Raw genomic sequence first — 12728 nt, 5'->3', positions numbered from 1 at the left:
CCCCAACATGATCCCTGCAATAACTCCCCTGCAAATTTATCCGCCCGGAGCCGGGTTCGCTCCGATGATGATCAGGAAAAGCACGATGGCTGAGGTCTCGACACCCTCTCTCAGAGCCGTCAATGGCCGCAACATGGCATTGAGCCGTCGGTTTCGTTCCTGTGTCGGCTCATCGTCGGTGATGACCAATGTTTCAGATAGCATTGGTGTCATCAGATCTTTTCCGGTGTACGCCTCGCGACTGCTTGCGGGGTACTGCCGGCCTGACAACTCGGTGCTCCAGACCATGTAAAGCGGCGCGTCGAAATCACCGACGAAATTTCCGTTGGAGGGCACAAAGCCAAGAGCTGCCAGGTCAGCTCTGAGATCGTCAGGCAATATGCCCCTTTTTGTTTCGATCAGATTGGAATCATAGCCGCCGAGCATAATGCTGATCTTGGTTGTCGCCATGCCTGTCGACTGCACCCTTGTCGCGTCGAGATAGACCCTCGTGCCACCGAGCGCGTTAAGTCGATCAAAGCGTGGCGATGACAGCTCGTTCAGACGGTTTGGCGGCAGTAAGAAATCGTAGTCGTAAGCAAGCGTTCGCAGGAGCAGACGTTCACCCGAATTGCTGACGTTGAGCGCGACGACAGGTTCGCTCGTTTCCATGGGAACATCAGGATACGTCGGAACAAGAAAGGAAACGCCGATGATCGTCGCCACCAGAATGAGAGCGAGCTTCAAAAATCTCTTCATCAAAGCTTTTTCTCTGGAATGCTCGCGACTCCGAACGGATTGAATTTGTACTCATCTTCATCGTAGCGGGTGTCATCCGATAGAGCGGCATGATGATCCGCCAAGGCGGTCGCAACGCCGTCCCGCGTCATTTCTTCGGCGATATCATCAATCAGGGCCGCGATCTTGAGCTGCTCGGCGTTGGTTGATGGCTGCTGATCATCTTTTCGGACAAAGGTGATGAGCACATCGGGCAATCCGACGAGATGGAACCCCACGCTGGCCATCCCCTCAGCATCATCGCCGATGGGTCGGCGCGCAAAGGCGAGGCGGCACGTTTTCGCAAGTATCAGCAAATCATGGGACGCCGCCGCGTCGCGCGCCTGTTCGAAAAGTTCCTTCCATCGCCGCACTCCGTGGGCGACGCCCGCGCTCTCGCCCTTAGCGGCGATCGCGCCGTGATCGAGCATATATTGTACAAACATCAAGGCTTTTGCGGATGTGGTTACGGCTATGTCCGCCGTCATAGACGGACCAAGCACGTAGAGGACCGACCCGTGCCCGGCGACCGCGTCTTCATCCGTTTCCTGATAGGCGTTGGGATCGACGCGATCCCAGCAGATGTTGAATGATCGTTCCATCCGATCATCCGGTTTGTCCTGTGAAAAATCTTCGTCAGTGGCAAAGCCATCCGCAAACAGGTCGATAGCCGTGCGGGCATTTTGCCGGAGCGCCGCAAGACCATTTTCCTTGCCGAGAAAACAAAGCACATGACGCGGTGTGTAGCTGGAACGGGATGCGGCAAAGGCCGGCTGTTGGCTCGACGCGCGACCAAGAGATGGCTTTCCCAGGATAAGACCGCCCAAAAATGCGAGAACGCCACGACGCAAAGAATTCATTCGGGCTTCCTACTGTTTTCCGTCGACAGGTTTGAGAGCTTTGGCCACGCCATATCGCATCCCCTTTATTTTCGTTGCAACTCGATTTTTATTCCAGTCAATCAGAGCGATAAAAACGAGGCTGCTTGCGCAAGAGTATCGTTTCCCGCTCCTGGACGACCATCTCGACGACGGTATCGACAGGGAACTGCAATCGAGATGCGACGAACTCTCCGCCGAAATCTCGGCGCGCCGCTACCGGCATCACCGCTGACAATCCACACCCGGAACCATCGCACATGAGCCCGCTGAGCGGCAGTTCCTGCTCCGCCGGCTCGTCTTGCCTTCGTCGAGCGTAACCCTTACACGCAATTCGCTATATTCATGAACTGCGCAATTGCCGAATGCGTCATGCGCGAAGCGATAGATGAACGAAAATGACGATAACAATACGCCCGGCGCAGCTATCCGATTCAGAACTCATCCTGCGATTTATTCGCGAACTGGCGGAATATGAAAAGGCGGCTCATGAGGTCGAGGCGACGACGGCCTCCATCGAGCAATCCTTGTTCGGTCCTCAATCCGTGACCCATGCGGTCATTTGCGAGGTCGATGGCGAACCGGTGGGTTTCGCGGTGTGGTTCTACACCTATTCCACCTGGCTTGCCCGCAACGGCCTATATCTCGAGGATCTTTACGTCACTCCGCAAAAACGCGGATCGGGCGCGGGCAAGGCGCTGCTGAAATATCTGGCGAAACTCGCGGTCGAGAAAGGCTGCGGCCGGTTCGAATGGAGTGTGCTCGACTGGAACGAACCGGCCATCCGCGTCTATCGTTCCATCGGCGCTGAGCCGCAGGACGAATGGATACGTTACCGGCTGGCGGGCGACACGCTGAAGGCCTTTGCCGATAGCTAAGTTGCATGTGTTGATACGAGGCGATCGGCCGGCTCCATAGTATAGCCGATCGCCTCGTTCCGGTTGATCGTCAGCCCAACTCGACGATCGCGCAGCCATAGGCTTCGAGCGACAGCGCACCGGACACCGATTTGCCGCCGTCAAGGAGATTGACGCCGCGCGGGACGCTGGTCAGTTCCGCGTGCTGGTCGGCGTAGTTCTGGATGAACAGAAGATGCCTTTCATCGTTCTGGCGCATTGTTATTTCGACGCCATCCGGCAGATCGGCGATCAACGGTTCGACGCCTGCATCCGTGAAGGTGCGGTCGGCCAGCGCTGCCGTCAGGTCGGCTGTCAGATAAGTACCGAGATAGAGCACCCTGCCCTTGCCAACGCGGCGCGACGTTGCCATCGGCGTGCCTTCGGCATAGCGGTTCGACCAGGTCGCCACTATCTCGACATCGTCGGCGACCGCCAGGTTCTCATAGAAGTGAGCACCTTCCAGCTCGCGGTTGCCAATGGTGAAACGGCGAACGCGGTTATGGGATTCGGCAGGGCGGTTGGGTGGCATCACCAATCCGCCGGAGCGTGACATGACATCGAAAAGACCATTGGCACCCGGTGCCGCCAAACGGCCGAAATCCTCGACCGTGACACCCGTCAGTCGCGTCAACGACGAACCCGGTGCCGCCTCGCGGATGACGTGGTTGTTTTCATCGCGCGTCCCGGTGCGCGCGCCGATAATCACGGTGCCGCCGCCGCGCGCAAAGGCCTCCAGCCGTTCGGTCCAGCCATCCTTCCACATCACCCAATGCGGCACATAAAGCAGCTTTAGCCGTGAAAGATCGTCTTCGGGGTGAATGAAGCCGCAGGCGATGCCGCGATCGTAGCAATATTGATGCAGCAGCACGGCGTCGTCCTGCGGGCTCGGCAGGCCGATCGAATAGGTCTTGTGTGCTTCCTGATTGTCGAAATCGGAGCCGGCGATGCCGACATCCATACGCACATGGGTGCCAAGGATCTTGTCCTTCAGCGCCGTCATCTCGGTGGCAAACTGCTTTGCCTCGTCATACCGATGACGCGGCACGTCGTCATGATCGATGATGCCCATCCAGTAGATTTCAGCACCGAAATGCGCCGGCCGCCAGCGGAAGAACATCAGCCCATCGGCGCCGCGCGCAACCGAGGACATCGCCATGCGGCGCATCTCGCCGGGTTCCGGCGTCAGCGTGCAGAAGCCGGGCTGGCTGCCGAAGCCGGATTGCTGTTCGGGGATGATGTAATTGCCCGAGAAGCCACGGCAAATGTCCAGATGCAGCGCCTGCACCTTGGCGTGGTTGCCGATACGCTGGAACTCGTCGTAGAGCATTGGATAGATATCGTAGCCGACGAAATCGAGATCGGTGGAGAACTGACCGCGAAAATCGATATCGCGCAGGCCGCCGAGATTGTGGAAGATGAACCAGTCGGCTTTGGTTGCGCGCAGGATTTCCACCTGATCGTGCTGGAAACGCGCTGTCGCGAAAGCCAGGAAGCGGTGGTAATCCTGAAGATGCCCCGGGCTTGGGAAGGTCGGTGCGAAGTCCAGGGGCAACACGACCTGGCTGAAATCGTCATAGGCGGTCGCCCAGAAATCTCCGCCCCAGGTAAAATTGAGCTTGTCGATCGTGCCATATTTATTCGCGAGATAGGACTGGAATTCCTTCAGCGTCGAAGGCGAGAAGGATTCCGGCATGCTGGTGTTGAGCTCGTTGTCCGTCTGCCAGCCGATCACTGCGGGATTGCCGCGATAGTGCTCAGCCATCGCCTTGGTAATGCGCTTGCTGTGTTCGCGGAAAACAGGGCTTGCCGTATCGGCATGCTGGCGCGAGCCGTGGCTCATCGTCCGGCCATTGCCATCGACACGGAGGATTTCCGGATGGGCTGCCGTCAGCCAGCGCGGCGGCGTCGCGGTCGGCGTGCACATGATGGTGCTGATGCCGTGGCGAGCAAGGACCGCGATGGCGCGATCGAAGAGATCAAAATCGAACGTGCCGAGCTTCGGCTCGAAGATATGCCAGGCGAACTCGCCGAGGCGGGCGACATTGAAGCCGGCTTCGGCCATGCGCTTGGCATCACGCTCCCAATAGCTTTCATCGACATGTTCCGGATAATGCGGCGTGCCGACGAGAAACCTGTCGGTCTTGATGGTGCGCCATACGGAAAGGTCTTTGGTACTGGTATTGACTGACACGGTATCAGGCTCCTGAAGGATCATTTGTCGAGAATTGGCTTGCGGACGGTGATGGTCCGCTCGTCATTGGCGGAAAACAGGTAGACCTCGCGCGGATCGATGCGGAGGCTGATCGGCGCGTCGGCGGCGACACCGGCGACATGGCCGACCTGTATGGTGATGTTGCCGGTGCCGCTTTCGGAGCTGACGCATTGCAGCTCTCCGGCATCGACATAGAGGATGGTCTCTCGTCCGAGATGCTCGACGAGACGGACCTGGCCGGAGATCGCAGCACCTGCGGATGCGCCGTCCGAGACAGCGATGCTTTCCGGCCGGATTCCGAGGGTGAGCGTCGTCCCTTTTTGGACGGAGGAACCGGTTGCCAGCTCCACCGCGATGGGCGCAAGCCCCGGAGCGGAGACGGTGACGCTGTTTCCAGAGACCTGATCGACGGTCACCGGAAAGAAGTTCATTCGCGGTGCACCGAGAAAGCCGGCCACGAAGAGATTATCCGGGTTGCGGTAGAGCTCCAGCGGCGAGCCCACCTGTTCGATGATGCCGCGATTGAGCACCACGATGCGGCTCGCCATCGTCATCGCCTCGACCTGATCGTGCGTGACATAGACCATCGTCGCGCCGAGTTTGGCATGCAAGCCACTTAACTCGACGCGCATCTGTGTGCGCAGCGCGGCATCAAGGTTCGACAGCGGCTCGTCGAACAGAAAGACCTCAGGCGAGCGGGTAATCGCACGGCCGATGGCGACGCGCTGGCGCTGGCCGCCGGAAAGCTGCTTCGGTCGCTTGTCGAGCTGGTCGGTGATCCTGAGAATCTTGGCGGCGCGCGCCACGGCCGCGTCGATCTCTGCCTTCGGCCGCTTGGCCATGCGCAGGCCGAAACCCATGTTTTCGCCGACTGTCATATGCGGATAGAGCGCGTAGGACTGGAACACCATGGCGATGCCGCGATCCCCCGGCTCGGCCGTGGTGACATCGCGGCCGTTGATCATGATCTGGCCGGAGGAGATCGTTTCAAGGCCGGCGATTGATTTCAGCAGTGTGGACTTGCCGCAGCCGGACGGGCCGACCATGACGATGAACTCGCCCTGCTCGACGGAAAGATCGATACCGCGCAGTGCATGATAGGCGCCGTAATTCTTGTTGACGTGTCGAAGTTCGAGACTGGTCATGCTTCTAGGCTCACAAAAGAAGGATTGGCACAAAGGGCGGGATGGGCGATCGCGTCGGATAAGGTCATCATCCCTTCACCGCCCCCATGGTGAGCCCGGCGATGAAGTGCCGCTGCATCAGGAAGAACATGATGACGGGCGGCACGGCGACGATGATCGTGCCGGCGGAAATCAGGTTCCAGGCCGAAACCCATTCGCCACGCAGATTGGCAAGCCCAGCGGTCACCGGCTTGACCGTATCGCTTATTGTCAGCACCACGGCCCAGAAGTAGTCGTTCCAGACGAAGGTGAAGATCAGGATCGCGAGCGCGGCCAGTGCTGGGCGCACCAGCGGGATCACCACATGGACCAGCGTCTGGAACGGTGATGCGCCCTCCGCCCTCGCCGCCTGGAACAGCTCATCCGGCAGGGCCGCAATGAAGTTGCGCATGAACAGTGTCGCAAAGCCCGTCTGGAAGGCGATGTGGAAGATGATCAGCGCTGCCGGCGTGTCATAGAGGCCAATCCGCACCATCAGGTCGCGCACCGGTATCATCATGATCTGGTAGGGCAGGAAATTACCGCCGACGAAAAGCGCGAAAACCAGCATGTTGCCGCGAAAGCGGTAGCGCGCCAGCACGAAGCCGGCGAGCGTGCTCATGATCAGCACGCCGATGACCGACGGTATGGTGATCACCAAGCTGTTGAGGAAATACCGCGCCATCGGCGTCTGGGTGAAGACGGAGGTGTAGTTGTCGATCAGGCCGAACTGCGTCGGCCAGCCCCAGAGGTTGCCGCCCATCACATCCTGCGTAGACCTGAACGAGGTGAGAATAACGGCAAAGAGCGGGCATAGCCAGAGGATCAGGATGGCGAGTACGGCGGTGAAATAGAAACGGCGCTGCCAGATGGCATCTTCGGGAATCGGGCGCGGATACATCAGGCCCCTCTTTCTTCAATGCGGATGATCCGCGTGAGGTACCAGACGATGAACACCGCCATGATCACGAACAAAACCGAAGCGATCGCCGCGCCATAGCCGAAGCGGTAGGAGAAGATCGACTGCTCGAACATCTGATAGGCAAGCACTTCGGAGGAGCCGAACGGCCCGCCCTGGGTCATGACCGAAACCATGTCGAAGGATCGGAGCGCGCCGACGACGGTGACCGCGATGGCGATGAAAGTGACCTGCGTCAGCTGCGGCAGAACGATATGGCGCAACATGTTCCAGCCTCGGGCTCCGTCCACCCTGCCCGCTCCGATCAGCTCTTCGCTGAGGTTGTTGAGCCCCGCGAGGTAGAGAACCATGCAGAAGGCGATCTGCGGCCAGAGGGCGGCGATGACAATCGCAAAGGTCACGAGATGCTCATTGGACAGCAGCGCTGGAGCCGTCGCGCCGAAAAAGCCGAAGATCAGGGCGAGCAGCCCCAATTGCGGGGTATAGACCCAGGTGAAGACAACGCCGACGGCGACAGAGGCCAGCACCAGCGGGATGAAGAACAGAGATTTCATCAGCCGCATACCGCGGATCTTCTGGTTGACCAGCAAGGCGATCGCCAGCCCAAGCGGCGGCGCGGCCATGAACATGACAAGCCAGATGACGTTGTTCTTCAGCGAGACGTAGAATTGCGGATCGTTGAACAGCTCGACGTAATTGCCGAGGCCGATCCAGACCATCGGACTGAAGCCGTCCCATTCGTGCAGGCTGATCCAGATGCTCTCGAGAGCCGACAATAGGATCACGACGGAAAAGAGAATGGCGGCCGGTAAAATCAGCAAAGTTGGGGTGAGCCACCAGCGATGGTGGCGCCAAAATGTCATCATTTTATCCTCTATCGATATGGGGAGGCGGAGCCGCAGCCCCGCCTCTCGGTCGCTGGGAGGAAAGCTAGAGCTTGTAGATACGCTTGCGCGTACCTTCGAGCCGCTGCAGGATCGCGTCGCGCCGTTCAGGCTTCGCCATAAACTCCTGGAAGCCAACAAGGCCGGCCTGCGCCATGTCGGGATCACTGTCGCGGTCGTAATATTGCGACGTGCCCTGTACCGTTTTCAACAGGTCGACGGCGGCGTTGACCAGCGGATCCTTGCTCGGCGGTAGATCGTTGCGCGGCGGAACGTTGCCACCGGGCTCCAGATAGGGGCCGATATTTTCCGGGCGGTAGAAATAGGACAGGAACTCGCGGGCGCCCTGCTTGTTCTTGGCGTTCGCCGGAATATGAACCGAATTCAGCGAAAACTCCTCGAAACGGCCGACCTTCGGGTCGATTGTCGGGAATGGTGCGAAAGCGAGCTGATCGAGCTCTTCTTTCGGGAAGGCAAACCGGACGAAAGCGCCAAGATTCATCATCCCCGCCTTCTTCTGCGCCAAGAGCGCGCCCGCCTCCTGCCAGCCGAAGGATGTGTTATCCGGCGTGAAGTAGCCCTGCTTGATCAGTGTTTCCCACTGGTCGAAGACCGGCTTCAAAGACGGATCGAGATAGCTCATCTCGCCGTTCATCAGCGCCATATGCTTGTCGAGGCCATTGATGCGCAGGTTCATCTGGTCGAACCAGCCGGCTGCCGGCCACAATTCCTTGGTGCCTATGGCGATTGGCGTCAGGTTGGCGCTTTTGCACTTGGCGCCGTATGCCAGGAAATCATCCCAGTTTGCCGGCGCCGTTGCGCCGAGTTGGGCGAAAACATCCTTGCGATAGAACATGCCCCAGAGCGTTCCACCGGTCGGCAGGCCGTATTGCTTGCCGTCGACGGTGACGGAGCCTGCCGAAGCGCCGAGCACGTCCTTGTATTTCTCTTTCTCGAAGAGATCGGAGATGTCGTCGAAAAGGCCACGCTTGACGAAAGCGCGCATGCGGTTTCCGGAAAACCAGAAGCAGATATCCGGTGCGCCGGCGACCAGATAGTTGCGGATCGCGGTCTTATGGGCCTCGTGGTCCATATTGTTGATCACGACCTTGACGCCGGCCTGCTTGCCGAAGTCGTCACCGATCTTACGCAGGATCGCCAGCGCATCGGCGTTGTTCTCGTCTGAAATGATATTGATGTCCTGTGCCTGTGCAATCGCCGGCATAGGGAAGCCCGCGAGCGCGGTGGCGGAAACCGCTCCTGCCCCCATCAAAAAGGTACGCCTGCTCGACGGCCTTCCAAACAAATTGAAAGTCATTTGAACTCCTCCCGTTTAACGCCTGTCTCCACCCTCGACCGATGAGCCAGCGGGACGCCCTCCGAGCGTTTCCGTTTGTGTCTGAACACATGGCCGCAACAAACCCGCCGAGGCAGCGAATGCGCTGCCCGGATATCTGGGTTCGTGAAGCTATGAGTCCGTTTATTCTGACTTCTTCGTGCTTGCACACGGCCGGATGTTGATCGACGGGTGAAGTTATGCATAAGTCTGAAACAGACGCAATAATTAATTTACAAAATTAAGAAAGAGAAATCGTGAAGCTGAAAGGCGACCAGAGCACCTCGCGCGCCATGAATCGGCGGCTCATTCTCAACCTTCTGCGGCAGGAGGGGCCAAAGAGCCGCGCCGAGATCGCGACGATTACCGGCCTTAGCCCGGCAGCCGTCACCTTCGTGATTGCGGACTTGATCGAGGAAGGACATGTCACCGAGGGTAAGGCCGTGGCCGGGTTCTCGGGTCGCCGCCCTATCCCCGTTGAAATCAACTATACCAATGGGTTAGCGATCGGCTTTAAACTGATGGTCGGCTCGGTGGAGTGCGTTGTTACCGACCTCGCGACCAGCCCGCTGGCATCCATGCGGCTGACGCTCGCGGACCACGATCCGGAAAACGTCGCCAGAACGCTTGCCGCAGCGGTTCCCTTGCTCGTGCAATATGCTGCCCGGCCGAGTGCGCAGCTTGCCGGCATCGGAATTTCAATGCCCGGCGTCATCGGCAATGACCAGGCCACCTGTGTGCGAAGCCATCGCCTCAACTGGGATAACGTTCCCCTCGCCTCGATATTGGCGCAGAAGGTCAAGGTGCCCGTCTGGCTTGAAGACGACACGAACGCCTATGCCATTGCCCAGCAGCTCTTCGGCGTCGGGCGGCAGCATCGCAATATGGCGGTGCTTGCGATCGGCGTCGGCATCAGCTGTGCGCTGATCATTGAGGGCAAGCTCTATCGCGGGGCCAATGGCGCCGCCGGCAAATTCGGGCATACGGTGCATGAGGAAAATGGCCGCCTTTGCGAATGCGGCAAGCGTGGCTGTCTCATGGCCTATCATTCTCAAACGTCGATGCTGAGGACATGGCGAGAAACGACAAATCGAAACAATAGCGATGGCTTACCGGAAATGCTTAAAGCAATTGAGGCGGGTGAAGTGGCCGTTGGCGGCATTCTTAGAGAAGCGGGTATCGGGATTGGCAAGGCCTTGGCAAACCTCGTCAATGTCACCGATCCCGAAGTGATCGTCGTCGGCGGCGAAGCGGTGTCGTTTGGTGAGGCATTTTTGGAACCACTGAGGGCGACCCTGGCCGCCCACACCTTTCGCGCGTCACCGCCTCTGCTTCCGGACTGGGAGGACAACTCTTGGGCACGGGGGGCGGCGGCCCTTGTCACGCAGAAGTTCTTCGACTTTGAGACGTCAGGCGGTACGACGGGAAATGCTGATGCCCTGGCCAAGACGTCGGCTGCGTAGGGGCTGGACAGGTGCTGCTGCGGTCTTGCGTCGTCTGCCCTTTCGCGAGACAACCGCCACATGAGCATTCCGACCACCCACCCTTTCGCCTTTGATCCCACCTACGGCATGCAGCTAGAGCAGCTACTCGCCATTAAGCCGCCCGAAGCGCCACCGGGCTTCGACGACTTCTGGAAAGAGCGGTATCATCGCGCGATCGCCGTCGACCCGCAGCCGAGGCTTCGCCGCAGCAAGACGCACCATCCCGACTGGCATGTCTTCGACATCACCTATTCGTCGACCAGTTCATTTCAGATTGGCGGCTGGCTGCTCCTTCCTCGTGAAGGACAGGTGCGGCGCGGTCTCGTCGTTGGACATGGTTATGGCGGGAGGGAGTTGCCCGACTTTGATCTGCCGGTGAAAGAGACGGCGGTGCTGTTCCCATGTTTTCGCGGCCTGTCTCGCAGTGCGCGCCCGCCTATACCGTCGGATGCGGCCGGGCATGTCCTCTATGATATCGGCAAACCCGATCGCTACATCATTGGGGGCTGTGTTGATGATCTGTGGATCGGCGTCTCGACGCTTATCGATCTTTATCCATGGCTCGAAGGGCATATTGGCTATAGCGGCATCAGCTTTGGCGGCGGGATCGGGGCGCTGGCGATCCCGTTCGACGACCGGATCGATCGTGGACATCTGGTCGTGCCGACCTTCGGGCAGCGGTCGTTATGGCTGACTTTGCCGACCATCGGCAGCGCCGACTCTGTCCAGACTTACCAAAAAGAACATGGAAGCATGCTCGATAACCTGCGCCTGTTCGATGCGGCGAGCGCTGCTGCCCGCATCAAGGTGCCGATGCTCGTCGCTCCCGCCCTCTTCGACCCGGCTGTTGCGCCACCGTGCCAGTTCGCCGTGGCAAATGCGTCGCCGAAATTTAATGAAATATTCATCCTCGACGCCGGCCATTTCGACTATCCTGGTTGCATGGAACAAAATATACTACTCAACGACAGGGTCAGACGATTTTTCGAGGTGCCATGAACCGCGAATATCTGCGTTGGTACAGCCAGCGACTGCATCGAGACATGGAGTTGCTGGTGTTCGGCCATGCCGGCGCCAAGGTGCTGATGTTTCCGACGCGTGACGGACGGTTCTGGGAATATGAACAGCTCGGCATCGTCGCCAGCCTGGCCGACAAATTGGAAGCCGGAGATCTGCAACTCTACTGTATCGAAGGCCTGGCAACCGAGACCTTCTATGGGTTGCAACGCCATCCGTCCGAGCGCATCCGCCGCCATGTCGCCTTCGAGGATTATATCCTGAACGAAGTCCTGCCTCTGATGGCAGAGAAAAATCCCCATGACTGCACCATCGTACACGGCTGCAGTCTCGGCGCATTCCAGGCCGCAAGCCTGGTCTTCCGCCACCCTCACCTCTTCCGCAAGCTCGTCGCCTTTTCCGGCCGCTACGATTTAACGATGAAGGTCGAATCCTTTGGCGACCTGTTCGACGGCTATTACGACGACACCGTCTATTTTCACACCCCGACACATTTTCTGCCAGGGCTGACCTGCGAATCACAACTGCAAAAGCTACGCCAGATCGACATTGTGCTGGTCATCGGCGACGCCGATCCTTTCCTCGACAGCAATCGCCTTTTGAGTCGGCTTCTGGCCGACAAACGAATTGATCATCGCCTGCATGTCTGGGGCGGGCGGGCCCATCGAGCGGGCGCATGGCGCAGGATGATGCCACTGTATCTATGACGAGGACGCTTCGCCTGCGCTCATCTGCGCGGGTGTCCCTTACGTGGCCTTTATACCAATCCGACCAGAAGTGGTGCGATTCGTTTGCTAGCGCCGTAGTCGCGCTCGCGGGATCTGCGATGCAGTCTTTCACGGCTCACGGGCAAGTCTACTCGATTATGCTCCACCAAACCGTCTGGATAGGTTCCGGTATCATCGGTTTCCACTTCCGACTGAGCGGTGACGACCTTGAAATTCATCATGTTTCCTCCAGCGGTGACGCAGAACCCCTTGATCCCGCCTGCACTTGCATTAGTATTTATGAAAATTGTTAAAAAATTAACTACGTCTATTAATGAATTGGAACATTCGCGATCGAGCTTAAAACCTCCGGTGAAACGGAACATTTCCGCAATCTTGGCGTTCAAACTCCGATTTCGTTTTTTGGGGGGACTCGATGGATCGATTCGAAATCGCTGGGAGCCTTCACACTC

General features: G+C 58.6%; 12 protein-coding genes. 4 read left to right on the top strand and 8 right to left on the bottom strand.

The annotated features are described in order from the left end of the window. Positions 1–36 precede the first annotated feature (36 nt). On the bottom strand, positions 37–705 hold the full coding sequence (locus tag HB780_RS07455; RefSeq protein WP_286203004.1) for a hypothetical protein: 669 nt from the start codon (positions 703–705) through the stop codon (positions 37–39). Positions 706–737: 32 nt separating this feature from the next. Then, entirely contained in the window at positions 738–1616 is an 879-nt protein-coding gene (locus HB780_RS07450; RefSeq protein ID WP_183689387.1) for a hypothetical protein, read from the bottom strand. 416 nt (positions 1617–2032) lie between these two features. Here HB780_RS07450 and HB780_RS07445 point away from each other — a divergent pair, with 416 nt between their 5' ends. Beyond that, the gene (locus HB780_RS07445) at positions 2033–2512 is read left to right on the top strand and encodes a GNAT family N-acetyltransferase (protein ID WP_183689386.1); all 480 of its coding nucleotides are present in this window, start codon (positions 2033–2035) and stop codon (positions 2510–2512) included. A gap of 70 nt (positions 2513–2582) precedes the next feature. Here the strand turns inward: HB780_RS07445 and HB780_RS07440 are convergent, their stop codons facing one another. The 5 genes from HB780_RS07440 to HB780_RS07420 all read right to left on the bottom strand — a co-directional run bounded on the left by HB780_RS07440 (position 2583) and on the right by HB780_RS07420 (position 9029). After that, the gene (locus HB780_RS07440; RefSeq protein WP_183689385.1) at positions 2583–4748 is read right to left on the bottom strand and encodes a beta-galactosidase; all 2166 of its coding nucleotides are present in this window, start codon (positions 4746–4748) and stop codon (positions 2583–2585) included. Continuing rightward, on the bottom strand, positions 4745–5890 hold the full coding sequence (locus HB780_RS07435) for an ABC transporter ATP-binding protein (protein WP_183689384.1): 1146 nt from the start codon (positions 5888–5890) through the stop codon (positions 4745–4747). Before HB780_RS07435 ends, HB780_RS07440 begins: the two co-directional genes overlap by 4 nt. Before the next feature lie 67 nt (positions 5891–5957). Further along, positions 5958–6809 carry a carbohydrate ABC transporter permease gene (locus HB780_RS07430; protein ID WP_183689383.1) on the bottom strand — a complete coding sequence of 284 codons (852 nt, stop codon included), beginning with the start codon at positions 6807–6809 and terminating at the stop codon, positions 5958–5960. Next, positions 6809–7693 carry a carbohydrate ABC transporter permease gene (locus HB780_RS07425; protein ID WP_183689382.1) on the bottom strand — a complete coding sequence of 295 codons (885 nt, stop codon included), beginning with the start codon at positions 7691–7693 and terminating at the stop codon, positions 6809–6811. The genes HB780_RS07430 and HB780_RS07425 overlap by 1 nt, the downstream gene beginning before the upstream one ends. A 64-nt stretch (positions 7694–7757) precedes the next feature. Then, the gene (locus HB780_RS07420) at positions 7758–9029 is read right to left on the bottom strand and encodes an ABC transporter substrate-binding protein (RefSeq protein ID WP_183689381.1); all 1272 of its coding nucleotides are present in this window, start codon (positions 9027–9029) and stop codon (positions 7758–7760) included. A gap of 275 nt (positions 9030–9304) precedes the next feature. On the opposite strand from HB780_RS07420, the gene HB780_RS07415 reads away from it, so the two are divergent. The 3 genes from HB780_RS07415 to HB780_RS07405 are packed head-to-tail and all read left to right on the top strand — an operon-like array spanning position 9305 to position 12255. Further along, entirely contained in the window at positions 9305–10510 is a 1206-nt protein-coding gene (locus tag HB780_RS07415) for an ROK family transcriptional regulator (RefSeq protein WP_183689380.1), read from the top strand. Between the two features lie 60 nt (positions 10511–10570). Further along, positions 10571–11530 carry an acetylxylan esterase gene (locus HB780_RS07410; protein ID WP_183689379.1) on the top strand — a complete coding sequence of 320 codons (960 nt, stop codon included), beginning with the start codon at positions 10571–10573 and terminating at the stop codon, positions 11528–11530. After that, entirely contained in the window at positions 11527–12255 is a 729-nt protein-coding gene (locus HB780_RS07405; protein ID WP_183689378.1) for an esterase family protein, read from the top strand. Before HB780_RS07410 ends, HB780_RS07405 begins: the two co-directional genes overlap by 4 nt. Positions 12256–12305: 50 nt before the next feature. Here HB780_RS07405 and HB780_RS32950 read toward each other — a convergent pair whose 3' ends face one another. Beyond that, positions 12306–12662 carry a hypothetical protein gene (locus HB780_RS32950; protein ID WP_286203003.1) on the bottom strand — a complete coding sequence of 119 codons (357 nt, stop codon included), beginning with the start codon at positions 12660–12662 and terminating at the stop codon, positions 12306–12308. Positions 12663–12728 lie beyond the last annotated feature (66 nt).

The organism is Rhizobium lusitanum (assembly GCF_014189535.1).
In the GTDB taxonomy this organism is placed as follows: Bacteria; Pseudomonadota; Alphaproteobacteria; order Rhizobiales; family Rhizobiaceae; genus Rhizobium; species Rhizobium lusitanum_C.
The sequence above is the reverse complement of the archived record's forward strand: the minus strand, read 5'-3'. Positions and strand labels throughout refer to the sequence as shown.

What these genes read in the sequence shown, in the direction of transcription:
- HB780_RS07450 (WP_183689387.1), bottom strand. Translation starts at nt 1,616, where the DNA reads ATGAATTCTTTGCGTCGTGGCGTTCTCGCATTTTTGGGCGGTCTTATC.
- HB780_RS07445 (WP_183689386.1), top strand. Translation starts at nt 2,033, where the DNA reads ATGACGATAACAATACGCCCGGCGCAGCTATCCGATTCAGAACTCATC.
- HB780_RS07440 (WP_183689385.1), bottom strand. Translation starts at nt 4,748, where the DNA reads ATGATCCTTCAGGAGCCTGATACCGTGTCAGTCAATACCAGTACCAAA.
- HB780_RS07435 (WP_183689384.1), bottom strand. Translation starts at nt 5,890, where the DNA reads ATGACCAGTCTCGAACTTCGACACGTCAACAAGAATTACGGCGCCTAT.
- HB780_RS07430 (WP_183689383.1), bottom strand. Translation starts at nt 6,809, where the DNA reads ATGTATCCGCGCCCGATTCCCGAAGATGCCATCTGGCAGCGCCGTTTC.
- HB780_RS07425 (WP_183689382.1), bottom strand. Translation starts at nt 7,693, where the DNA reads ATGATGACATTTTGGCGCCACCATCGCTGGTGGCTCACCCCAACTTTG.
- HB780_RS07420 (WP_183689381.1), bottom strand. Translation starts at nt 9,029, where the DNA reads ATGACTTTCAATTTGTTTGGAAGGCCGTCGAGCAGGCGTACCTTTTTG.
- HB780_RS07410 (WP_183689379.1), top strand. Translation starts at nt 10,571, where the DNA reads ATGAGCATTCCGACCACCCACCCTTTCGCCTTTGATCCCACCTACGGC.
- HB780_RS07405 (WP_183689378.1), top strand. Translation starts at nt 11,527, where the DNA reads ATGAACCGCGAATATCTGCGTTGGTACAGCCAGCGACTGCATCGAGAC.